Raw genomic sequence first — 22146 nt, 5'->3', positions numbered from 1 at the left:
CCACTCGGACGGGTCGAGAGAGAGACCGGCCGGTGAACACGCAGCTCACCGGCCGGCCCCCTCCACGTGCAGCACGAGTAACGAGAGTTCCCCATGACAGCTGACAGCACTCCGGCGCTCGTGCAGGTCGCGGACGCGGACACCGACGGCCCGGCTCAGGCCGGCCCGTCGGCCGCCCGCGGTCCACGGGCGCGCAACACCAAGGCATACCTCCAATACGTGGCGGCCAAGATCGCGGGAGCGGCGGTCTCGCTCTTCGCCGTTCTGGTCACCAGCTTCTTCCTCTTCCGGCTCATCCCCAGCGACCCGGTGAAGCAGATGACGGGCGGCCGGCCCGTCTCCGCCGAACAACTCCAGTCGCTCCGGCACCAGTTCGGGCTCGACCAGCCGATGTGGCAGCAGTTCACGTCGTATGTGGGAGACGCCCTCACGGGCGACTTCGGCACCTCCTTCCAGTTCCACGCGCCGGTCATCGACAAGATCACCGAGGCGCTTCCGGCGACCCTGCTGCTCACCGGCACGTCGTACGTCCTCTACACCGCGCTCGGCATCTGGCTCGGCACCCGGACCGCCTGGCGCAACGGCTCCACGAGCGACCGCTTCAACACCGCGTTCGCGCTCACGCTCTACTCGGTGCCGTCGTTCTGGCTGGGCCTGCTCCTGATCATCGTCTTCGCGGTGGGCATCGGCCCGATCCCCGGGATGTTCCCGACGGGCGGTCTGGAGTCGGGCAACGAGACCGGCTTCGCCTACGTCCTCGACGTGGCGCACCATCTGGTCCTGCCGGTGATCACACTGGTCGCGGTCGGGTACGCGCAGACGCTCCTGGTGATGCGTTCCTCGCTGCTCGACGAGATGGGCAGCGACTATCTGACGACGGCCCGCGCGAAGGGACTGCGGGACGACGTCGTACGCCGCAAGCACGCCGTGCCGAACGCGATGCTGCCGACCTTCACACTGATGTTCGTGAACCTCGGGCATGTGGTCGCCGGACAGATCCTGGTCGAGACGGTGTTCTCCTGGCCGGGCCTCGGCGGCCTCTTCTACCAGGCGCTCAGCGTGCCCGATCTCCCGCTCGTGCAGGGGCTGTTCTTCGTCTTCGCCACCGCGGTGATCCTGGCGAACACCCTTGCCGATGTGCTCTATCCGCTGCTCGATCCCCGGGTGGGCCGATGACGACCGAATCCATGCCCACGCCCACGAAGGCGGAGACGGCACAGAATCCGCGCGCTCTGGCCCGCGCGCGCAAGCGCCGGTCCATGGCCCGCTTCTGGCGGGAGTACCGGGGCCACCGGAGCGGACTGTGGGGTCTGGGCGCGCTCGTCCTGATCGCGCTGGTCGCGGTGTTCGCGCCGCAGCTCGTCGGCGCCGACTCGCAGAGCGTCACCGGCGCCCCCGGTGGCGCGCTGGAGTCACCGAGCGGCGAATTCCCGCTCGGTACCGACCAGTTCGGCCGCAGTGTGCTGGCGCTGCTGGTGTGGGGCACCCGGGTGTCACTGACGGTCGGCCTGCTCGCGGCGTTCCTGTGTGTCGCCATCGGTACGGTCGTCGGCATCGTCGCCGGTCACTTCCACGGCTGGTACTCGACGGTCCTGATGCGGATCACCGACTGGTTCCTGGTGATGCCCACGCTGGTCCTCGCCATCGCGCTCGCCACGGTGATGGACCGCTCGATGTGGACCGTCATCATCGCGATCGGGGTCACGACCTGGCCGACCACGGCCCGGCTGGTCCGGGCCCAGACGCTCGCCGTGGAGTCCCGCCCGTACATCGAGCGCGCCCGCGCGCTGGGAGGCGGCCACGGGCACATCATGGTCCGGCACGTGCTGCCGAACGTGATGCCGTTGGTGCTCGCGCAGACCACACTGGTGATCTCCAGCGCGATCCTCACCGAGGCCACCCTGGCCTTCCTCGGCCTCAGCGACCCGACCACCACCTCCTGGGGCGGCATGCTCCAGGACGCCCGCGAGGCGGGTGCGGTCAGCGCGGGCGACTGGTGGTACCTGGCACCGCCCGGCATCGCCATCGCCCTGGTGGCCCTGGCGTTCACGCTGTGCGGCCGCGCCATCGAGTCCGTCCTCAATCCCAAGCTGGGGGTGGCCCGTTGAGCACGACGAGCATCCAGAAGACGCCGCTTCTCGACGTACGGGACCTCACGGTGACGTACGCCGGCGGGGCACAGGCCGTCCGTGGTGTGAACCTCTCGGTCGACGCGGGGCAGAAGCTCGGCATCGCCGGTGAGTCGGGCTGCGGGAAGTCGACGCTGGCGCTCGCGCTGCTGCGCCTGCTGCCCGCCGGTACGAAGGTCTCCGGCGAGATCCTGCTGAACGGCGAGGACGTCCTCACCATGAAGTGGGGCCAGGTCCGGGCGGTGCGCTGGGCCGGGGCGTCGATCGTCTTCCAGGGCGCGATGCACTCGCTGAACGCGGTGCACCGCATCGGGGACCAGATCGCCGAACCGATCCTGCTGCACAAGAAGGCGACGCAGGCCGGGGCCGCGAAGAAGGCCGGCGAACTGCTGGAGCAGGTGGGACTGCCCGCCGCCCGCGCCTTTGCCTATCCGCACGAGCTCTCCGGCGGGCAGCGGCAGCGCGTGATGATCGCGATGGCGCTGGCCTGCGACCCGGGGCTGATCATCGCGGACGAGCCGACCACGGCGCTCGACGTGATGATCCAGGCCCAGATCCTGCGGCTGATCGAGCAGCTGGTGTCCGAGCAGGACCTCGGCCTGATCATGATCAGCCATGACCTCGCGGTGCTCTCGGACACCTGCGACCGGCTCGCGGTGATGTACGCGGGCCGGGTCGTCGAGGAGGGCCCGGCGTCCGAGGTCTACGAGAACGCGCACCACCCGTACGGCAAGGCCCTGTCCGGCGCGTTCCCGCGCATCGGCGACCCGGCCTCCCGGTTCGCGCCCCGCGGGCTGCCCGGCGATCCGCCGGACCCGTCGGCGCTGCCCGGCGGCTGCACCTTCCACCCGCGCTGCCCGGTGGCCCTGGATTCCTGCACGACCGAGGACCAGGAGCTGCGGGCCGCGGGACCGGAGCGGCGGGCCGCCTGTGTGCTGGTGGAGCCGGGGGCTCTCGCGGCCGCGGCCCTGCCGGGCGCCGAGGAAGCAAGGAGCACACCATGAGCACCACCACTCCCCTGCTCAGCGCCGAGGGGCTGAAGATCACCTTCCCCGGCCGGCGCGGGGCCGCCCCGGCGCGGGCCGTGGACAGCGTCGACCTGGACATCCGGCCCGGTGAGATCGTCGCGCTGGTCGGTGAGTCCGGCTGCGGCAAGACGACGCTGGCGCGCTCGCTGCTGGGCCTGGTCCCGCCGACGTCCGGGCAGGTGACCTTCGGCGGCGAGCCGCTCGACTATGCCGGCCGGGCGCTGAAGACCTACCGCAAGCGGGTCCAGCTGGTGCTCCAGGACCCCAGCGGCTCGCTCAACCCGAGGCACACGGTGTACGACGCCGTCGCCGAGGGGCTGCGGATCCACGGGTACGCCGGGGACGAGCGGGAGGCGGTGGCCGGGGCGCTGTCCCGGGCCGGGCTGCGGCCCCCGGAGCGGTTCTTCCTGCGGTATCCGCACGAGCTGTCCGGCGGTCAGCGTCAGCGCGTCGTGATCGCGGGTGCGCTGGTGCTGGAGCCCGAGCTGATCGTGGCCGACGAGCCGGTGGCCTCGCTGGACGCCTCGGTGCGCGGCGAGATCCTGGCCCTGCTGCTGCGGCTGCGGGACGAGCTGGGCCTGTCCGCGCTGGTGGTCACGCACGACCTCGGGCTGGCGTGGAACATCGCGGACCGGGTCGCGGTGATGTACCTCGGCCGGATCGTGGAGACGGGCAAGGTGGAGGAGATCCTGACGGCTCCTCAGCACCCGTACACCCAGGCGCTGTTGTCGGTGCTCCCGGAGTCCGGGGCGGAGCCGGTGGTCCTGACCGGTGAGCCGCCGGACCCGTCCAGGGTGCCGTCCGGCTGCCGGTTCCACGCCCGCTGCCAGGTGCTGGCCTCGGGCGAGGCGGAACGGGCGGGCGTCGCGGAGGCCTGCCGTACGAAGGATCTGCCGGTGCTCGCGGGCGGCGGGCAGACCCAGGTGGCGTGCCACTGGGCGGCAGCGGCCGCGAAGGCCCGGGCCTAGGGTCTTTCGTTTGGATCAGGCCGGATCAGGGAGCGGGATCTGGTGCGTGCGATCGCAAGGCGAAGGAGGGAGCCAGGGCGGAGCCCTGGCGAGTGACGACAACGCGGCGAGTGTGCGTGCCAGCTCCCGCGAGCCCGGCATGATCCAAACGAGAGGTCCTAGGGCAGACCACGACGCGGGGCCGGGACCGTCTCCTCGACGGTCCCGGCCCCGCGTCGTCCCGTACGGGAAGAGGTTCAGCCGCGCTCGTACGCGGAGATCAGCTCGCCGCACCGCTTCACATCGGCGGCCATCGCCACGAGCAGGTCGTCGATCGAGTCGAACTTCAGCATCCCGCGCACATACGCGAGGAAGTCCACCGCGACATGGAGCCCGTACAGATCGAGGCCGACGCGGTCGATCGCGTACGCCTCCACCGTCCGCTCCGTGGCGTCGAACTGCGGGTTCGTGCCGACCGAGATCGCGGCGGGCATCGCCTCGCCGTTCACGTTCAGCCAGCCCGCGTAGACGCCGTCGGCGGGGATCGCGGTGTGCGGCAGGGTCTCCACGTTGGCCGTGGGGAAGCCGAGCTCACGGCCGCGCTGCGCACCGCGGACGACGATGCCCTCGACCCGGTGCGGGCGGCCCAGGATCTCGGCGGCGCCCGCGACATCGCCCTCGGCCACCAGCCGCCGGGTGAGGGTGGAGGAGAACGGCTCGCCGCCGCCCGCCTCGCCGCTCACGTACAGGTCGATGACCTCGACGCGGTAGTCGTAGGTCTCACCGAACTCGGTGAGCAGCTGCACGTTCCCGGCGGCCTTGTGGCCGAAGCGGAAGTTGGGTCCCTCGATGACAAGCTGCGCGTGCAGCTTGTCGACGAGCACCTTCACGATGAAGTCGGTCGGTGCCAGCTTCGAGAACTCGCTGGTGAACGGCAGGATGAGCACCGCGTCCACCCCCAGCTCCGCCATCAGCTCGGCGCGCCGGTGGTGCGGGGCGAGCAGCGGCGGGTGGCTGCCGGGCCGTACGACCTCGCTGGGATGCGGGTCGAAGGTGACCACGACCGACGGCACGCCCAGCTCACGGGCTCGCTCCACGGCACGCCCGATGATCAGCTGGTGTCCGCGGTGCACCCCGTCATAGGAGCCGATGGTGACGACGCTGCGTCCCCAGTCCTGGGGGATGTCCTCCAAGCCACGCCAGCGCTGCACTCTGACCGCTCCTCGCCCGAACCTGTGTACGTGGGTTTGTCTCTTACGCAGGTCTAAGACTGCCATGCTCACGCCGCGCGGCCTGCATCGGCATCGCCTTCGCGCTGCCCAGCGCCTCCACCGTCCGCCGCGCGCTCGGGCCGACGAGCGCCGCCCATTCCTGCGGGGCGTCGGCCAGCCACCCGTTGATCAGGGCGGCGAATCCGGGCACCGCACGGGCGAGTTCGACCAGCCGGCGGTCGAAGCGGACCGCGCCCTCGGGGGTCCGGACCAGCAGGGTCGCGGTGCGGTGGACCAGGGCGCGGGTGCGGGCGGGGGCGCGGGTGCCGGAGCCGGTCGCGGCGGCCCGCAGCAATGCGTCGAGCACGGCCGGATCACGGTGGGCCTCCTGCTCGAAATCCAGCAGGACCTCCAGCAGCTCCTCCCGCAGCGGCCCGGAGGCGGGGCTCCCGGGTGCGGCGAGCACTCCGGCGAGCGCTCCGCGTACCGGTGGCGGGACGGGGCGGTCCCGCAGCAGCCCGGTCACCAGGGGCAGCAGCAGGGCGCGGGCGGCGGGACCGCGCTCCAGTCTCCGGTCGATGTACGAGGCGGGATACACGGCGTCGTCCGGGTGGCTGTCGATGTAGGCGCGCACCAGCCCGGCGGTGTGGAGGGCGAGCGCGGGGGCATCGACCCCGGCCAGTGAGCACAGCGCCTCGCCCGCCCCGTCGTCCGGCCGGGTGAGCCGCTCCCGGAACGCGGCGAGCACCGCCTCCGGGTGGGAGGGCAGCGCGACGGCGAGCGCCTCCGCGGACGGCCCGGACTCCCCCGCGACGAAGGCCCGGAGCGCCTGCGGGAGATAGCGGTCGCGGGTCCGTGGATCCTGTACGAGCAGGGCGAGCGCGGCCCCGTGCAGGGTGGCGTCCGCCGGACGGGCCAGCAGGGCCAGGGCGGATCCGCGCAGCAGCTCGCGGTCGGCGTCCAGGGTGGCGTGTGCCGAGGTGACCAGCGCGTACGAGGCGGCGGCGGTGCGGCGGTCCGCGCGGTCCTCGTCGTGGGCCCAGCGGTGGACGGCCCGGCACAGCGCGGAGGGCTCGTCCTCGGCCAGCGCGCCGAGCAGCTCCCCGGCCCTGGGGTGGGGCGTCGAGACGAGCGCGTCGGTCAGCTCGTCGACGGCCAGGTCCCGGCGGGCGTAGAGGAGCGCCTGGGCGGCGGCCGCCACGGTCGGCCGCATCGCGTCCCCGTCCCCGGCGGGGAGCGGGCGCTCGTCGGTGAACCAGCCGCAGAGCAGGGGCTGTACGGTCCGGGGCCGGTCGGCGAGACGGCGCGCCACGGCGTCCAGGAACCGTTCGCCGCCGTCGGCACATGTGCCTGTGGAGCGGTCGTCGGCACGGGGTTCGCCGGGGGGCGGGCCGTCGGCGGGGACGAGGCGCCGGAACAGATCGATCCGGTCCTCCTCGGACAGCCTGAGCCGCCACCAGAACCACGGCCCGAACGCGGCGTATGTCCCCGGGCCCCCCGGCGCACCCGTGGCCGCCCGGCGCACGACCCGGCCGGCCAGGAGCCGCAGCACGCCGAGGTGCGGCCGGGCGTCGGGCACCCGGAGCAGCGTCTGGGAGAGCAGCCGGACCGCCCACCAGCGGGCGTCGTGGCGCGGTCCCGGTTTCGCGACCGCCTCGGACCCCGCCTCCGTGGACAGCCGGTCCAGTGCCTCGATGAGATCGGCCAGCTGGTGGGAGAGGGCGGCGGGGCCGTGCCGGCGGCCCAGGAGCAGCAGGGCCTGGATCACCGGGCCGATGCGGTGGCGCGGTACGGGCAGGGTGCGCGCACCGGTCGCCGCGGGCGGCTTCCTCGGCTGCGGAACCCGGCCTTCGGCGGCTGTCGTCCCCGGCTCTCCGCCCGGCCCCTGCTGGGCGTGCCAGCGGTGGACCAGCGCGTGCAGCGCCGCGTCCACGTCCAGGTGGGCACCCTGCACCCAGTCCCCGAACTCCTCGTGCGCGAAGCGGTAGCCGGCGCCCGCCGGGACGAGCAGGCCCTCGGTGAGGACGGCCGACGCCCAGCCCGTGCGCCAGGGGAAGACCTCCTCGAACGCCGCCCGGTCCAGCTCCCCCTGCCCGGGGCCCAGACAGCGCCGCGCCGCCTCGTGGACCTGCCCCGCCACCCGGGCGGCCAGCCTGCGTACCGCGCCGCCCCCGGGCGTCCGGCCGGACGCGGCGGCGATGCGGACCGCGACGCGCAGGCACATCAGGTCCAGGTGGGCGCCGAAGACCTCCTCGGTCCCCGGCTGCCCGGCGACGTCCCCCGGCAGCGCGGCGCGCACCTCCGCGAGCAGGCGCAGGGTGAGCGGGTGCCGGTCGTGCCCGGGGGCGAGCGCCTCCGGCGGGATGGCGTACCGCTCCTTGGCCTGTCCGGCCTGGCCCGCGGTGAAGTCGCCCAGGCGGACCGCGGGAGGCAGCCGCCTGGCCGGTCTGGCGGGGCGGTGCAGCGCGCCGGGCGGACAGAGCGCACCGGCCGTCTCCCAGTGTTCGGGGCCGCAGGCGATCACCAGCCGCGCCCCGTTGTCCCGCAGCCACTCGACGGTGGCGGTGGTCCACCGGGCCGGTTCGTGGGCCAGCGCGGGAGGCATCTCCTCGGGGCCGTCCAGCAGGACGAGCAGGGGGCTCCCGGACTCCTCGGCCAGCCGGGCCACCCGCTCGGGGGTGGCGCCCGCCATGTCGCCCCGGGCGCCGGCCGCGGTGACGATCCGGCCGGCCCGGCGCAGCGTGCGGGCGACGGCGTCGGCGACCGAGGTGTCGTCGGCCAGCAGATCGGCGCCGCGCAGCCAGAGGGTGGGCGCGGGTACCGGGCCGCGCGCCCGGCGTGCGGTGAGCGCGGCCAGTTCGGTGGTGCGGCCGGTGCCCGGCGCTCCGACGAGACCGAGGACGACGGCGGGGCCGTCCGGTGCCGCTCCGGCGCGGACCGGGCCCGCGAAGGCGTCGAACTCCGTGGTGGCGTCCGGGCGTTCCACCGGATCGGGGCAGGCGGCGGGTCCGTACGCCGAGCCGAGCGAGGTCGCGGTGAGGTGCAGGGCGCCCGCGAGGTTCAGATCGCGTCCGTATCCGGGGACGCTCGTGGCGTTGCGCCGCAGCAGGGCGCCGAGCGGGCCCCCGGTGCCCGCCGCCCGGAGCGGCACGGCGAACCCCGCCCCCGTGTGCCCGGCACGCAGCGCACTGCCCAGCACGGCGATGACCGCGCCGCTCTCCGGGTCGAGGACGGGCCCGCCCACGGCCGCGCCGCCCAGCCGCAGGGCGTCCCTGCCGTCCGTGCCGAGCGCCAGCTCCAGCGCCGCGTCGATCCGGTGGGTGCGGCCGTTCGCGGTGTACGTCACGGGGGCGGTGCCGAGCACCCTGGCCTCGCGCCAGCCGTGCGCGGCGATCGTCACGTACGTACCGGCGTCGATCCGCTCCCGCAGGGCGATCGGGACCGGCTCCACGCCCAGCTCGCCCGACCCCTCGGTGTGCAGCAGGGCGAGGTCCAGCCCGGGCAGCGCGGTGATGTCGCCGGCCTCCACGGCGCGGCTGCGGCCGTCCGTCCCGTGCAGGACCAGCCCGGTGGGGCCGTCCACGGCTTCATGACTGGTCAGTACCGTGCCCCGGTCGTCCGCGACGAACCCGGTACCCCTCGGCCGGCCGGCCTGATCGCAGATACGTACCAGCGCTGCCCGGTCCCCGCTTCCCATGATCCGAACGTTAGGTCCGATGATCAGCGCGTGTACCACTCGGAGTAAAAGCGCCCCCGAATGCACCCCCATTCACTCCGAGCGCCTGCCCATTGGGGTGAATTGACGGCGTCCGGTGGACAGAACAAGTGGGGGACCGTGGAGCGGGCGCCGGGAACTGCCCCGCCCGCTCCACGATGACCATGCCGGAGAACCGGTCTGCCCACGGAGCCTGTCAGGCGAATACGGCGAGGCTCTTGGCCTTGCCCTTCTGCTCCTCGACGAGCACCAGGAAACGCCCGTCGGGCCCGAAGACACCGACCGGTCCCGGCGGGAAGGCCGGCATGTCCAGCCGGACGCCGTTCAGCAGCAGCTTGGCGCGCTTCTCGTCCACGTCCCAGCGGGGGAAGGCCGAGGCGGCGGCCTCGGCCACCGGCATCACGGTCAGCTCCTGCTGGTGCTGGTCGAGCGTCCGCGCCGCGTCGAGGCCGTAGGGCCCGACCCGGGTGCGCCGCAGCGCGGTCAGATGCCCGCCGACGCCGAGCCCGGCACCGAGGTCCCGGGCGATCGCGCGGATGTACGTGCCCGAGGAGCAGACCACCGAGACGACCAGGTCGACGACCGGCGTGCCGTCCTCGGCGACCTCCGGGCGGACGTCGTAGACGTGGAAGGACGAGATCGTCACCGGCCGGGCCGGGATCTCGAACTCCTCGCCGCCGCGCACCCGCGCGTAGGACCGCTTGCCGTCGATCTTGATGGCGCTCACCTTGGACGGCACCTGCATGATCGGTCCGGTCAGGGCCGCGACCCCGGCGTCGATGCCGTCACGGGTCACACCGGAGGCGTCGGTGGACGAGGTGATCTCGCCCTCCGCGTCGTCCGTGATGGTGTCCTGGCCGAGCCGGATCGTGCCGAGGTACTCCTTCTCGGTCAGTGCGAGATGGCCCAGCAGCTTGGTGGCCTTCTCGACACCGAGCACGAGAACCCCCGTCGCCATCGGGTCCAGCGTGCCGGCGTGGCCGACCCGGCGGGTCCGGGCGATGCCGCGCATCTTGGCGACGACGTCGTGCGAAGTGAAGCCGGACGGCTTGTCGACGATGACAAGGCCGTCCGGCGTTTTCTGCGATGTCATTCGGAGGCGGCGTCCTCGTCGTTGTCGTCGTCCGCCTTGCGGTACGGGTCGGCACCACCGGCGTACGTGGCGCCCGAGGACGCCTCGCGCACCCGTGCGTCCGAGGCACGCGCCCGGTCGAGGAGGTCCTCGATCGCCTTGGCGTTCTCCGGCAGGGCGTCCGCCACGAAGGCCAGCGTGGGGGTGAACTTCGTCCCCGCCGCCGCTCCGACCGCCGAGCGCAGGATGCCCTTGGCGCTCTCCAGACCGGCCGCGGCGCTGGCCCGCTCCTCGTCGTCGCCGTAGACCGTGTAGAAGACCGTGGCCTCCCGCAGGTCACCGGTGACCCGGGTGTCCGTGATGGTCACGTGCGTACCCAGACGCGGGTCCTTGATGCCGCGCTGCAGTTTCTCGGCGACCACCTCCTGGATGAGGTCCGCCAGCTTCTTAGCCCGCGCGTTGTCGGCCACTGGTCCGTCTCCTTCTTCGCCTTGCTCAATCGTCTTCGTCGCTGTGTACCCGCCGTCGTACGGACAGCAGCTCCACTTCCGGGCGTGCGGCCACCAGCCGCTCGCACCGGTCCAGAACATCTGTGAGGTGTCCGGTGTCCCCGGAGACCACGGCAAGACCGATCTCGGCCCTGCGATGGAGATCCTGACCGCCCACCTCCGCCGCGCTCACCGCGTATTTGCGCTGGAGTTCGGCGACGATCGGGCGGACGACGGAGCGCTTCTCCTTCAACGACCGTACGTCGCCGAGAAGCAGATCGAAGGACAGTGTCCCCACATACATGTATGTCCGGATGTCCCGCCGGTTCGGGTTCGCGCCCTGCCAGTGCTTGGCAGGGACACCAGAACCGTACACGGAACGGCCGGGGCCGATCGACGGAAATACGACCCGTCGACCGGCCCCGACTGTTGAAGAGAGGTCCGGGGGTCTCCCCCCGGATTTCCCGTGGATCAGCCTCGCGGCTTCTCGCGCATCTCGTACGTCGCGATGACGTCGTCGATCTTGATGTCGTTGAAGTTTCCGAGGTTGATACCGCCCTCGAAGCCTTCGCGGATCTCGGTGACGTCGTCCTTGAAGCGGCGCAGACCGGAGATGTTGAGGTTCTCCGCGATGACCTTGCCATCGCGCAGCAGGCGCGCCTTGGTGTTGCGCTTGACCTCGCCGGAGCGGACCAGCACACCGGCGATGTTGCCCAGCTTGGACGAGCGGAAGATCTCGCGGATCTCCGCCGTACCGAGCTCGACCTCTTCGTACTCCGGCTTGAGCATGCCCTTGAGGGCCGCCTCGATCTCCTCGATGGCCTGGTAGATCACCGAGTAGTAGCGGACGTCGACGCCCTCGCGCTCCGCCATCTGCTGGGCACGCCCGGCAGCGCGGACGTTGAAGCCGATGACGATGGCGTCGGAGCCGGTCGCCAGGTCGATGTCCGACTCGGTGACCGCACCCACACCGCGGTGCAGGACCCGGATGTCGACCTCGTCGCCGACGTCGAGCTGGAGCAGCGAGGACTCGAGAGCCTCCACCGAACCGGACGCGTCGCCCTTGATGATGAGGTTGAGCTCCTGGACCAGACCGGCCTTGAGCGCCTCGTCCAGGTTCTCCAGGGAGAACCGGACACCCTTGCGGGCGAAGTTGGCGTTGCGCTCACGGGCGGCACGCTTCTCGGCGATCTGACGGGCCGTACGGTCCTCGTCGACCACCAGGAAGTTGTCGCCGGCGCCCGGGACGTTGGTGAGACCGAGCACGAGGACGGGGGTCGACGGACCCGCTTCCTCGACGTTGTTGCCGTTGTCGTCGAGCATCGCCCGGACACGGCCGTACGCGTCGCCGACCACCATCGTGTCGCCGATGCGCAGCGTGCCGCGCTGGACCAGGACGGTCGAAACGGCACCGCGGCCGCGGTCGAGGTGGGACTCGATCGCAATACCCTGCGCGTCCTGCTCCGGGTTGGCCCGCAGGTCGAGCGAGGCGTCGGCGGTGAGGACGACGGCCTCCAGCAGTGCCTCGATGTTGAGGCCCTGCTTGGCGGAGATGTCGACGAACATCGTGTCGCCGCCGTACTCCTCGGCCACCAGACCAAACTCGGTGAGCTGACCGCGCACCTTGGTCGGGTCGGCACCCTCGACGTCGATCTTGTTGACCGCGACCACGATCGGCACCTCGGCCGCCTTGGCGTGGTTCAGCGCCTCGATCGTCTGGGGCATCACACCGTCGTTCGCCGCCACCACGAGGATCGCGATGTCGGTGGACTTCGCACCACGGGCACGCATGGCGGTGAACGCCTCGTGACCCGGGGTGTCGATGAAGGTGATCCGGCGGTCCTCGCCGTTGACCTCGGAGGAGACCTGGTAGGCACCGATGTGCTGCGTGATGCCGCCCGCCTCGCCCGCGACGACGTTCGTCTTGCGGATCGCGTCCAGCAGTCGGGTCTTTCCGTGGTCGACGTGACCCATGACGGTCACGACCGGCGGACGGGAGACCAGGGCCTCTTCGCCGCCCTCGTCCTCGCCGAACTCGATGTCGAAGGACTCCAGCAGCTCGCGGTCCTCCTCCTCGGGGCTGACGATCTCGAGGACGTAGTTCATCTCGTCCGCGAGCAGCCTGAGGGTGTCGTCGGAGACGGACTGCGTCGCCGTGACCATCTCGCCGAGGTTCATCATCACGGCGACGAGCGACGCCGGGTTGGCGTTGATCTTCTCCGCGAAGTCGGTGAGGGAGGCACCGCGCGACAGACGGACGGACTGTCCGTTGCCGCGAGGCAGCATGACGCCGCCCACCGACGGGGCCTGCATGGCCTCGTACTCCTGGCGCCTCTGCCGCTTCGACTTGCGGCCACGACGCGCGGGGCCGCCGGGACGGCCGAACGCACCCTGCGTGCCACCACGGCCACCGGGGCCGCCGGGACGACCGCCGAAGCCGGGACGACCGCCGAAGCCGCCGCCACCGCCACCGGGACGACCCGCACCGCCACCGCCGCCACCGGGACGGCCGGCGAAGCCGCCGCCACCGCCACCGGGACCGGCCGGACGGCCTGCGAAGCCACCGCCGCCGGGACGGCCTGCGCCACCGGGACGACCGCCGCCGCCACCGGGACCGCGGCCACCGCCGGGGCCGCCACCGGGACGCGGGCCGGCAGCGGGACGCTGCGGCATCATGCCCGGGTTCGGACGGTTACCACCGGGGGCACCGCCCGGACGGGGAGCCTGCGGACGGGGCATGCCGCCCGGAGTCGGACGGGCGCCGCCCTGGCCCTGGGGGCGCGGGGCGCCACCGGGGCCGCCCTGCGGACGCGGGGCGCCCGGACGGTCCTGGCCGCCACCGGGACGCGGGGCGCCGCCGGGACGGGGCGCCTGCGGACGGGCCATGCCCGTCGAGCCACCGGAGGTGAAGGGGTTGTTGCCCGGACGGGGACCGGCCGGACGGGCGCCGGGGCGCGGTGCGCCCTGGCCCGCGGGACGGGCGGGGCGGTCGCCGCCGCGCTCGCCACCACGGCCGCCGTCGCGCTGGCCACCGTCACGCTGACCGCCGGCCGGGGCCGGACGGGCGGGGCGGGGGCCGGGGGTGGCACCCGCGGGACGCGGGGCCTGCTGCTGCGGGGCAGCCTGCGGGGCCGGAGCCGGAGCCGAGAACTCGGCGGCGGGCACCGGGGTCACCGGAGCGGGCTTGGGCGCGGGCTTCGGGCCCGGACGCGGGCCGGGAGCCGGCGCGGAAGGCGCTGCGGGGGTGCTGCTCGCCGGGGCGGCGGCGGCCGGCTTGGGGGCCGGGGCGCCGGGCTTCGGGGCAGCGGGACGTGCCGCAGCGGCCGGGGAGGGCGCTGCGGGCTTTGCGGGCGTCGCCTTGCGGGGCGCGCCAGGCTTTGCAGCGGACTTGCCGGCGTTGCCGCCGGGCCCCTGCAGTGCGTCAGTCAACTTGCGTACAACCGGCGCCTCGATCGTCGAGGACGCCGAACGGACGAATTCACCGAGTTCTTGGAGCTTGGCCATGACGACCTTGCTCTCGACGCCGAACTCCTTGGCGAGTTCGTATACCCGGACCTTAGCCACTTCGCTCCTTTTAGGTCCGGGTTACCGCCGGACCGTCGCTACTTCATGGGCGTACTCATCGCGTACTCATCGAGTGCTCATCGCAATCTCGACCTACTTCCAACTCGCGAGGTACCTGACCGCACGGGGTCCCGTGCCGTTCATTTCTTACGGTGTCACCCGTTCGACGAACCGCTGCACTGCGGCGGGGTCGAACGGCCCCTTGGCCTTGAAGGCCCGGGGGAAGGCCCGGCGGCGAACCGCCAGGTCCAGACAGACAGAGGCGGGGTGTACATAGGCACCCCGGCCGGGCAGCGTACCGCGAGGATCGGGGACGCAGGCGTCCCCGTCCGCGACGATGCGCAGCAGCTCGCTCTTGGCCGCCCGCTCCCGGCATCCCACACAGGTTCGCTCAGGGCAAGCACGGGCGTGCGTCCGGCCAGACACGGCTAAGTCTACCTCCCCGCACCGACCTCACCCCTTTGGGGCAAAAATCGAACGGATGTTGTCGTGATCTCAGCGGCATGCCGCCCAGATGTATTCCCCGCGGGTGTGATTCCCGCGGACCGGTCAGCGACGCTCGGACCGCTCGCGGGCCCGCTCGGCCCGCTCCCGGTCGGCCACGTCGCGCTCGGCGTCGGTCTCGGTGTCCGGGCGGATGTCGATGCGCCAGCCGGTGAGACGGGCGGCGAGGCGGGCGTTCTGCCCCTCCTTGCCGATCGCCAGCGAGAGCTGGTAGTCCGGCACGGTGACCCTGGCGGACCGGGCACCGAGGTCGACCACCTCGACCTCGCTCACCCGTGCGGGCGACAGCGCGTTGGCGACCATCTCGGCCGGGTCGTCCGACCAGTCCACGATGTCGATCTTCTCGCCGTGCAGCTCGGCCATGACATTGCGCACCCGGCCGCCCATCGGGCCGATGCAGGCGCCCTTGGCGTTCAGCCCGGAGCGGGTCGAACGGACCGCAATCTTGGTGCGGTGACCGGCCTCGCGGGCGATCGCGCAGATCTCCACGGAACCGTCGGCGATCTCCGGCACCTCCAGCGCGAAGAGCTTCTTCACCAGGTTGGGGTGGGTCCGCGACAGCGTCACGGACGGGCCGCGCACACCCTTGGCGACCCGTACGACGTAGGTACGCAGCCGCAGGCCGTGGGTGTACTCCTCGCCCGGCACCTGCTCCTGCACCGGCAGGATCGCTTCCAGCTTGCCGATGTCGACCAGGACGTTCTTCGGGTCCTTGCCCTGCTGGACGACGCCGGTGACGACATCGCCCTCGTGGCCCGCGTACTCGCCGAACGTCTTGTCGTCCTCGGCGTCGCGCAGCCGCTGCAGGATGACCTGCTTGGCGGTGGTCGCGGCGATCCTGCCGAAACCGGACGGGGTGTCGTCGAACTCCTTGGGCTCCTGGCCCTCTTCCAGGTCGGCCGGGTCCTCCTTCGCCCACACCGTCACATGGCCGCGCTCGTCGAGCTTCACTCGCGCGCGGCGGTAGCTTCCGTCGGTACGGTGGTAGGCGATGAGGAGGGCCGACTCGATCGCCTCGACGAGCACGTCGAAGGGGATCTCCTTGTCCTGTGCCAAGCCCTTCAAGAGCTTCACATCGATGTCCACGGCTACGCCTCCTCTTCCTTCTTGTCCTTGCGGCTGAATTCGATCTCCACGCGCGCCTTGGCGATCTCGTCGAAGGCGACCCGGCGGGACGTGGGCTTGCGGCCCTTGACGCCCGGCACTTCGAGGTCGAGGCCCTCCTCGTCCACGGCGAGGATGCGGGCCACCAGCTCGCCGCCCTCGTGCAGGTGGAACTTGGCCAGGCGGCCCGTGGCACGTACGTAGTGGCGGTGCTCCGTCAGCGGACGGTCGGCACCGGGGGAACTGACTTCGAGGACGTACTCGCCGTCGCCCATCGCGTCGGTCTCGTCCAGCTTCTCGGAGATGGCGCGGCTCAGCTCGGCGCAGGCGTCCAGCTCGACGCCCTCTTCGGAGTCCACCACGATGCGCAGCACACGGCGGCGGCCGGCCCGGGACACCTCGATCTCTTCGAGGTCCAGCTGTTCGGCGCTGACGAGCGGTTCGAGCAGCCCGCGCAGCCTCTCGCTCTGGGTGGTGCTCATCCGGGTGACTCCTCGGCCGCGTGTGCTGTTGTGGGGATCGTCGCGTGTCAGGTCAAAGGGTATCCGGTCCCGAGGGGTGTTGCCGTCCGCCTGCTCCCCGGCCGCGGGTACGCTCGCCTGCGGTGATCACTTCAGGACAGATCCAGTCAAGTCAGGTACAGGCCCGAAGGAGAACAGGTGCGGCGCACGGGGACGACGCGCAGAGGTGTGTTCACCGCGACGGGAGCGATCGCCCTGGGGGCGGTGCTGGCCGGCTGCGGTGACGGGCCGGGCGGCGGGAAGGGCTCCGGCCGGTCCGGGGCGGCGACCGCGGCCGAGCAGGCCTCCGCGGCACGGGCGGAGAAGCGGATCCGGACGGCCGCCGCGCGGACCAGTCTGGAACTGCTCGGCGGCTACGAGCACGTGATCAGGACCCATCCGGCGACCGCCGCCGGGCTCGCGCCGCTGCGGGACGCCGTACGGGCCCACGCCAAGGCGCTGGCGCCGGCCGGCGGGCAGGCGCTCGCCTTCTCGCGGTCGCGGGCGACCGATGCCGGGGCCGCCGTCAGGGAACTGGCCGCGGCGGAGCGCCGCGCCGCGGACACACACCTGGCGGCCCTCATGGAGGCACCGCCGGAGCTGGCCCGGCTGCTGGCGTCGATCGCGGCGGCGGGCGCGGCCCACGCCTATCTGCTGACCGAACTCGCCAAGGAGACCTCGTCATGAGCGCCGGGACACAGAAGGCCGCCCAGGCGGCCCTGGCCGCCGAGCACGCGGCGGTGTACGGGTACGGGGTGGTCGGCGGCCGGATCGCCGAGGGCCGCCGGGCCGAGGCCAGGGCCGCCTACTACGCGCACCGGGCCCGGCGCGACGCTCTGGTGCGGACGGTGCGCGGGCTGGGCGGTGAGCCGGTCGCGGCGCAGGCGGCGTACGCTCTGCCGTTCGCGGTGCCGGACCCGGCCGCGGCGGTGCGGCTGGCGGCCGTGCTGGAGGACCGGGTCGCGGGCGTGTACTCCGATCTCGTCCGGGCCGCCGAGGGGCCGCTCAGGCGGGAGGCCGCCGACGCGCTGCGGGAGGCCGCGGTCCGCGCGGTCCGCTGGCGGGGCAGCGGCGTACCCTTTCCCGGGCTCGCCGAGCGGACCGCCGACGGCACCGGCGCGAAGGCGGGGACCGCCGCGGACGCCGGGTCCGGCGCGAAGAGCGGGGCCGATGTGACGAACGGGTCCGGCGCGGCGCACTGAAGAAGCTCTGAAAGGGAACAAAGCACGTATGGGTTTCGAACCGCCGCAGCGTCTGGTGCGGGCGCTGGGCGAGTCGTACGGGGACGCGGCCGCCGCCGACTGGCTGGCGCGGCTTCCCGCACTGACCGAGGAGGCGCTGTCCGCCACCGGAGGGCCGGCCGTGGAGCGGGTCGCCGCCCCGGGGGGCCGCAGCAGTCTGGTCCTGCTGGTGACGTGCGCCGACGGCACCCCGGCCGCGTTGAAGATCGCACCCCCCGGGGCCGCACCTGAGCTGGAGCAGGCGGCGCTGGCCCACTGGAACGGCTGGGGCGCGGTGCAGCTCGTCGCCGCCGGACCCGGCGCGCTGCTGCTGGAACGGCTGCACCCCGAGGTGTCGCTGCGCTCGCTGCCGGAGGCGAAGGCGCTGCTCGAAGCGGCGGGGACGGTGCGCCGGCTGTGGGTCGAGCCGCCGGCCGGACACGGTTTCGAGACGGTCGCCGAGCGGACCGGGCACCGCATCGAACCGATGCGCGCCTGCGCGGCGGCCGACCCGGACCTGGAACCGCTGGTCGCCGCGGCGCTCGCGGCGCGCGAGGAGCTGGTCGCCCACTCCCCCGAACTTCTGCTACTGCACGGCAATTTCCGCCAGAGCAAGGTGCTGGCCGGGGAGCGGGTGCCGTGGCTGACCGTCGGTCCCGAGCCGCTGGTCGGTGAGCGCGCCTACGACCTGGCGCGCCTGGTGCGCGACCGTGTCGAGGACCTGATCGCCTCGCCCGGCGGCCCGGTGACGGCCCGGCGACGGATCAAGAAGCTCGCCGATTCGCTGGACGTGGACCGGGAGCGGCTGCACGGCTGGACGCTGTTCCGTGCGGTGGAGTCGGGGACCCGGGCGCTGGCGGCCGGCCGCCACCAGGAGGGCGAGCTGTCGCTGGAGTTCGCCGGCTGGCTCTGAGAGCCTGTCGGCCCCGCAACAGCCGCAGGCCCCCGCGCGGTGCGCGGGGGCCTGCGGCTTTGCGCGGTATCAGGCGGTGAGGCGGGCGATCGCCTCGTCGACGGTGAGCTCCTCGCGCTCGCCGGTGCGGCGGTCCTTCAGCTCCAGGACGCCCTCGGCCGAGCGGCGGCCGGCGACCAGGATCTTCGGGACGCCGATGAGCTCGGAGTCGGTGAACTTGACACCGGGCGAGACGCCCGCGCGGTCGTCGACCAGGACCCGCAGCCCCGCGGCGTTCAGCTTCTCGGAGACGTCGAGCGCCAGCTCGGTCTGGAGCGCCTTGCCCGCCGCGACGACGTGCACGTCGGCCGGGGCGATCTCGCGGGGCCAGCACAGGCCCTTGTCGTCGGCGGTCTGCTCGGCGAGGGCGGCCACCGCGCGGGAGACGCCGATGCCGTACGAGCCCATCGTGACGCGGACCGGCTTGCCCTGCTGGCCGAGGACGTCGAGGGAGAAGATGTCGGCGTACTTGCGGCCGAGCTGGAAGATGTGGCCGATCTCGATGGCGCGGTCCACCTGGAGGCCGGTGCCGCACTCGGGGCAGGGGTCGCCCGCCTCGACGACGACGACGTCGAGGTAGTCGGCGACCTCGAAGTCGCGGCCCGCGACGACGTTCTTCGCGTGCTTGCCCTCCTTGTTGGCGCCCGTGATCCAGGCGGTGCCGGGGGCGACGCGCGGGTCGGCGATGTAGCGGACCTTCTCCAGGCCCTGCGGTCCGACATAGCCGCGTACCAGGTCGGGGCGGCCCTCGAAGTCCTCGGCGGTGACCAGCTCGACGACGGCGGGGGCGAGGTGCTCGCCGAGCTTGCCGAGGTCGACCTCGCGGTCACCCGGCACGCCCACGGCCACGATCTCGCCGTCGACCTTGACCAGCAGGTTCTTCAGGGTGGCGGAGGCCGGGACGCCGAGGTGCGCGGCCAGTGTCTCGATGGTCGGGGTGTCGGGGGTGTCCAGCTCCTCGACGGGGCCGTGCGCCGAGCCGTCCGCCGGGGTGGCCTTGAAGGTCACGGCCTCGGTGTTGGCGGCGTAGTCGCAGGCGGGGCAGTCGACGAAGGTGTCCTCACCGGCCGGGGCGGGCGCGAGGAACTCCTCGGACGCCGAGCCGCCCATGGCGCCGGAGACGGCGGAGACGATGCGGTGGTCCAGGCCGAGCCGCTCGAAGATCCGGATGTAGGCGGCGCGGTGGAGCCGGTACGCCTCGGCGAGACCCTCGTCGGTGGTGTCGAAGGAGTACGAGTCCTTCATCTGGAACTCGCGCCCGCGCAGCACGCCGGCCCGGGGGCGGGCCTCGTCGCGGTACTTGGTCTGGATCTGGTACAGGATCACGGGCAGGTCCTTGTAGGACGAGCACATGTCCTTGACGACCTGGGTGAAGATCTCCTCGTGCGTGGGGCCGAGGAGGTAGTCGGCACCCTTGCGGTCCTTGAGCCGGAACAGCAGGTCGCCGTACTCGTCGTACCGCCCGCTCGCCTCGTACGCCTCCTTGGGCAGCAGCGCGGGGAGCAGCACCTCCTGGCCGCCGATGGCGTCCATCTCCTCGCGGACGACGCGGGTGATGTTCTCCAGGACCTTCTTGCCGAGCGGCAGCCAGGTCCAGATTCCGGCCGCGGTGCGACGTACGTAACCGGCCCGGACGAGCAGCTTGTGGTTGAGCGTCTCGGCGTCGGCCGGGTCGTCGCGCAGTGTCTTGATCATCAATCGGGACATGCGCTGGACCTGGGCCATGGTGAACTCCTGCTCGGAAAGGGTGATGTCCAGGAGGTTAGCCGGGCGGGCCGGGTGGGCGGAAATCCGTTGTCCGCGGTCTCAGCCCCTGCGCCGCAGCGGGAGCGGGGCTCCCATCACGGCGTACGGCTTGGGGGCGCTGGGAAAGAGCACCTGACGTGCCAGGTCCTGGTAGCCGAGACTGCGGTACAGGCCACGTGCCGGACTCTCGGTGTCGATGGCGGAGAGGATGGACCGGGGGTGGTCGACGGCGTCGGTGATGGTGGTGATCAGGGCGCGCCCGATGCCCCGGTTCTGGAACCTCGGCAGGACGTGCAGTTCGGTGATGACGAAGGAGTCGTCGAGCCAGTGCACGCAGCCGGTGGCGCGGAGGTAGGGCTCGACGACGGTGGACCACCACTGGCCGCGTTCGTTGGGCATGCCGTAGACGAAGCCGACGAGCCGCTCGTCGGCGGTGGTGGCGCCCAGCGCGCGGGCGTGCGGGTGGTCGAGGTGCCTGAGGACGATGTGGCGCCGTACCTCGATCTCTTCGGGGCCCAGGCCGAAGGCGACGGCCTGCACGGCGAGCGCCTCGTCCACGCGAGCGGCGAGATCGACGGGCCCGATCCGGACGCTGGGAGTGCGGGGGCCGCCCCCGGAAACTGCTGCCATGCGCCGACCCTACTGGCCGCGCCGGGGTACGGGGTACGGGTCGGCGGCGCCGGTGGCCGGAGGGTCAGAACAGCACGCTCATGAACGCGCCGGTCTCCCGGAAGCCGACCCGGGCGTAGGCCCGGCGTGCGGGGGTGTTGTAGTCGTTCACGTAGAGGCTGACGACGGGGGCGACATCGGCCAGTGCGTAGCGCAGGACCGCCGCCATGCCGGTCTCGGAGAGTCCGCGGCCGCGGTGTTCGGGGGCGACCCAGACGCCCTGGATCTGGCAGGCCTGCGGGGTCGCGGCGCCGATCTCCGCCTTGAAGACGACCTTGCCGTCCTCGATCCGGGCGAAGGAGCGGCCGGCTCCGATGAGTTCGGCGACGCGTGCCTGGTAGAGGAGTCCGCCGTCGCCCGCGAGCGGGGAGATGCCGACCTCCTCGGTGAACATCGCCACGCAGGCCGGCATCAGGACGTCCATCTCGTCCTTGCGCATCCGGCGGACCAGCGGGTCGGGGGCGACGTCGGCGGACGGGCTCTCGGTGACCATCAGTGGCTGGTTGGCCCGGACCTCCCTGGCGGGTCCCCAGCCGGGTTCGAGGAGCCGCCACAGCTGGGAGGTGGGCTCGGCGGGGCCGACGATCGAGGAGCAGCGGCGGCCGGCCCGGCGGGCCCGGTCGGCGAAGGCCCGGACGGCCTCGGGGGTGGCGCAGATGGGGACGAGGTTGGCGCCCGAGTAGCAGAGCGAGCGGAGCCTGCCGTCGGTGTACCAGCCCCACATCTCGCCGCCGAGGCGCCAGGGGTCGAGACCCGCGATCTGGACCCGGGACGTCACGAAGGCGTTGGCGACGGGCTCGCTCTCCAGGACGGCGAGAGCGGCACCGAGATCGCCGGGTTCGAGGACCCGGGTGGTGGTCTGCGTCAACACGAGGGGGCCTCACCATACGGTCTGCTGATTTCCGCACTGTAACCGACGCGGCTGATCCGTGCCGCCCGCGCCTGCGCACAGGGTCCGCGGTCCCTCGTGAGGTCGCTCACGGCAGCGCCCCGCCGGTCGGTGTCCGTCCGGCGGGGCGCTGTGGTGCGGGTCATGGGTTCAGCTGACGGAGACCTCGGGCTCGCCCGAGGCGATGCCGTCCTTCTCCATCTGCTCGGCGATCTTCAGGGCTTCTTCGATCAGCGTCTCGACGATCTTCGACTCCGGCACGGTCTTGATGACCTCGCCCTTCACGAAGATCTGCCCCTTGCCATTGCCCGAGGCCACGCCCAGGTCCGCCTCACGGGCCTCGCCCGGACCATTGACGACACAGCCCATCACGGCCACCCGCAACGGAACCTCCATGCCCTCAAGACC

Annotated in this window: 20 protein-coding genes; 7 read left to right on the top strand and 13 right to left on the bottom strand. The window is 72.5% G+C overall.

Going from position 1 to position 22146, the window contains the following annotated elements:
* The first annotated feature begins 93 nt into the window (after positions 1 to 93).
* The 4 genes from ACWCPY_RS34745 to ACWCPY_RS34730 are packed head-to-tail and all read left to right on the top strand — an operon-like array spanning position 94 to position 4125.
* Positions 94 to 1176, top strand: coding sequence for an ABC transporter permease (locus tag ACWCPY_RS34745; protein ID WP_451271803.1), 1083 nt, complete (start codon positions 94 to 96; stop codon positions 1174 to 1176).
* Positions 1177 to 1187: 11 nt separating this feature from the next.
* The gene (locus tag ACWCPY_RS34740; protein ID WP_266427465.1) at positions 1188 to 2108 is read left to right on the top strand and encodes an ABC transporter permease; all 921 of its coding nucleotides are present in this window, start codon (positions 1188 to 1190) and stop codon (positions 2106 to 2108) included.
* Complete coding sequence (locus tag ACWCPY_RS34735; protein ID WP_451271801.1) at positions 2105 to 3133, top strand: ABC transporter ATP-binding protein; 1029 nt, start codon at positions 2105 to 2107, stop codon at positions 3131 to 3133. Before ACWCPY_RS34740 ends, ACWCPY_RS34735 begins: the two co-directional genes overlap by 4 nt.
* Positions 3130 to 4125, top strand: a complete 996-nt coding sequence (locus ACWCPY_RS34730) for an oligopeptide/dipeptide ABC transporter ATP-binding protein (RefSeq protein WP_451271799.1) — start codon at positions 3130 to 3132, stop codon at positions 4123 to 4125. The genes ACWCPY_RS34735 and ACWCPY_RS34730 overlap by 4 nt, the downstream gene beginning before the upstream one ends.
* A gap of 236 nt (positions 4126 to 4361) precedes the next feature.
* On the opposite strand, the gene ACWCPY_RS34725 is transcribed toward ACWCPY_RS34730, so the two are convergent.
* The 9 genes from ACWCPY_RS34725 to rimP form a co-directional block, all read right to left on the bottom strand.
* Complete coding sequence (locus ACWCPY_RS34725; RefSeq protein WP_403781991.1) at positions 4362 to 5315, bottom strand: bifunctional riboflavin kinase/FAD synthetase; 954 nt, start codon at positions 5313 to 5315, stop codon at positions 4362 to 4364.
* A gap of 43 nt (positions 5316 to 5358) precedes the next feature.
* On the bottom strand, positions 5359 to 9012 hold the full coding sequence (locus ACWCPY_RS34720; protein ID WP_451271797.1) for a trypsin-like peptidase domain-containing protein: 3654 nt from the start codon (positions 9010 to 9012) through the stop codon (positions 5359 to 5361).
* A 214-nt stretch (positions 9013 to 9226) separates the two neighbouring features.
* Positions 9227 to 10123: a tRNA pseudouridine(55) synthase TruB gene (gene truB / locus ACWCPY_RS34715; RefSeq protein WP_451271795.1), complete on the bottom strand. Its 897-nt coding sequence runs from the start codon at positions 10121 to 10123 to the stop codon at positions 9227 to 9229.
* Positions 10120 to 10572: a 30S ribosome-binding factor RbfA gene (gene rbfA, locus ACWCPY_RS34710; protein ID WP_451271793.1), complete on the bottom strand. Its 453-nt coding sequence runs from the start codon at positions 10570 to 10572 to the stop codon at positions 10120 to 10122. Before rbfA ends, truB begins: the two co-directional genes overlap by 4 nt.
* A gap of 25 nt (positions 10573 to 10597) precedes the next feature.
* Complete coding sequence (locus ACWCPY_RS34705) at positions 10598 to 10894, bottom strand: DUF503 domain-containing protein (protein WP_266427449.1); 297 nt, start codon at positions 10892 to 10894, stop codon at positions 10598 to 10600.
* 167 nt (positions 10895 to 11061) lie between these two features.
* Positions 11062 to 14154: a translation initiation factor IF-2 gene (gene infB / locus ACWCPY_RS34700; protein WP_451271791.1), complete on the bottom strand. Its 3093-nt coding sequence runs from the start codon at positions 14152 to 14154 to the stop codon at positions 11062 to 11064.
* A gap of 147 nt (positions 14155 to 14301) precedes the next feature.
* Positions 14302 to 14580 (bottom strand): YlxR family protein, encoded by a 279-nt coding sequence (locus tag ACWCPY_RS34695; RefSeq protein ID WP_072489326.1) that lies wholly within the window; start codon positions 14578 to 14580, stop codon positions 14302 to 14304.
* A 123-nt stretch (positions 14581 to 14703) separates the two neighbouring features.
* The gene (gene nusA / locus ACWCPY_RS34690; RefSeq protein WP_266729381.1) at positions 14704 to 15744 is read right to left on the bottom strand and encodes a transcription termination factor NusA; all 1041 of its coding nucleotides are present in this window, start codon (positions 15742 to 15744) and stop codon (positions 14704 to 14706) included.
* A 2-nt stretch (positions 15745 to 15746) separates the two neighbouring features.
* The gene (gene rimP, locus ACWCPY_RS34685) at positions 15747 to 16244 is read right to left on the bottom strand and encodes a ribosome maturation factor RimP (RefSeq protein WP_403781976.1); all 498 of its coding nucleotides are present in this window, start codon (positions 16242 to 16244) and stop codon (positions 15747 to 15749) included.
* Between the two features lie 177 nt (positions 16245 to 16421).
* Between rimP and ACWCPY_RS34680 the strand changes: the two genes are divergently transcribed.
* The 3 genes from ACWCPY_RS34680 to ACWCPY_RS34670 are packed head-to-tail and all read left to right on the top strand — an operon-like array spanning position 16422 to position 18395.
* Entirely contained in the window at positions 16422 to 16949 is a 528-nt protein-coding gene (locus tag ACWCPY_RS34680; RefSeq protein WP_451271788.1) for a hypothetical protein, read from the top strand.
* The gene (locus ACWCPY_RS34675) at positions 16946 to 17464 is read left to right on the top strand and encodes a ferritin-like domain-containing protein (RefSeq protein WP_451271786.1); all 519 of its coding nucleotides are present in this window, start codon (positions 16946 to 16948) and stop codon (positions 17462 to 17464) included. Before ACWCPY_RS34680 ends, ACWCPY_RS34675 begins: the two co-directional genes overlap by 4 nt.
* 28 nt (positions 17465 to 17492) lie before the next feature.
* On the top strand, positions 17493 to 18395 hold the full coding sequence (locus ACWCPY_RS34670; protein ID WP_451271784.1) for an aminoglycoside phosphotransferase family protein: 903 nt from the start codon (positions 17493 to 17495) through the stop codon (positions 18393 to 18395).
* Between the two features lie 69 nt (positions 18396 to 18464).
* Here the strand turns inward: ACWCPY_RS34670 and ACWCPY_RS34665 are convergent, their stop codons facing one another.
* The 4 genes from ACWCPY_RS34665 to ACWCPY_RS34650 all read right to left on the bottom strand — a co-directional run.
* Positions 18465 to 20159 (bottom strand): proline--tRNA ligase, encoded by a 1695-nt coding sequence (locus ACWCPY_RS34665; RefSeq protein ID WP_451271782.1) that lies wholly within the window; start codon positions 20157 to 20159, stop codon positions 18465 to 18467.
* Between the two features lie 81 nt (positions 20160 to 20240).
* Complete coding sequence (locus ACWCPY_RS34660; RefSeq protein WP_451271780.1) at positions 20241 to 20810, bottom strand: GNAT family N-acetyltransferase; 570 nt, start codon at positions 20808 to 20810, stop codon at positions 20241 to 20243.
* A 64-nt stretch (positions 20811 to 20874) separates the two neighbouring features.
* Positions 20875 to 21720, bottom strand: a complete 846-nt coding sequence (locus tag ACWCPY_RS34655; RefSeq protein WP_451271778.1) for a GNAT family N-acetyltransferase — start codon at positions 21718 to 21720, stop codon at positions 20875 to 20877.
* 168 nt (positions 21721 to 21888) lie between these two features.
* Positions 21889 to 22146 (bottom strand): flavodoxin-dependent (E)-4-hydroxy-3-methylbut-2-enyl-diphosphate synthase (locus ACWCPY_RS34650; protein WP_451271776.1); only part of this gene is annotated, 258 nt, incomplete at its 5' end.

It is taken from the genome of Streptomyces sp. NPDC002403, assembly GCF_053593015.1.
The sequence above is the reverse complement of the archived record's forward strand: the minus strand, read 5'-3'. Positions and strand labels throughout refer to the sequence as shown.

Coding starts and splice junctions, on each gene's coding strand:
- ACWCPY_RS34660 (WP_451271780.1), bottom strand. CDS start 20,810: ATGGCAGCAGTTTCCGGGGGCGGCCCCCGCACTCCCAGCGTCCGGATC.
- truB (WP_451271795.1), bottom strand. CDS start 10,123: ATGACATCGCAGAAAACGCCGGACGGCCTTGTCATCGTCGACAAGCCG.
- ACWCPY_RS34745 (WP_451271803.1), top strand. CDS start 94: ATGACAGCTGACAGCACTCCGGCGCTCGTGCAGGTCGCGGACGCGGAC.
- ACWCPY_RS34665 (WP_451271782.1), bottom strand. CDS start 20,159: ATGGCCCAGGTCCAGCGCATGTCCCGATTGATGATCAAGACACTGCGC.
- ACWCPY_RS34705 (WP_266427449.1), bottom strand. CDS start 10,894: ATGTATGTGGGGACACTGTCCTTCGATCTGCTTCTCGGCGACGTACGG.
- ACWCPY_RS34720 (WP_451271797.1), bottom strand. CDS start 9,012: ATGGGAAGCGGGGACCGGGCAGCGCTGGTACGTATCTGCGATCAGGCC.
- ACWCPY_RS34675 (WP_451271786.1), top strand. CDS start 16,946: ATGAGCGCCGGGACACAGAAGGCCGCCCAGGCGGCCCTGGCCGCCGAG.
- ACWCPY_RS34730 (WP_451271799.1), top strand. CDS start 3,130: ATGAGCACCACCACTCCCCTGCTCAGCGCCGAGGGGCTGAAGATCACC.
- ACWCPY_RS34670 (WP_451271784.1), top strand. CDS start 17,493: ATGGGTTTCGAACCGCCGCAGCGTCTGGTGCGGGCGCTGGGCGAGTCG.
- rimP (WP_403781976.1), bottom strand. CDS start 16,244: ATGAGCACCACCCAGAGCGAGAGGCTGCGCGGGCTGCTCGAACCGCTC.
- ACWCPY_RS34740 (WP_266427465.1), top strand. CDS start 1,188: ATGCCCACGCCCACGAAGGCGGAGACGGCACAGAATCCGCGCGCTCTG.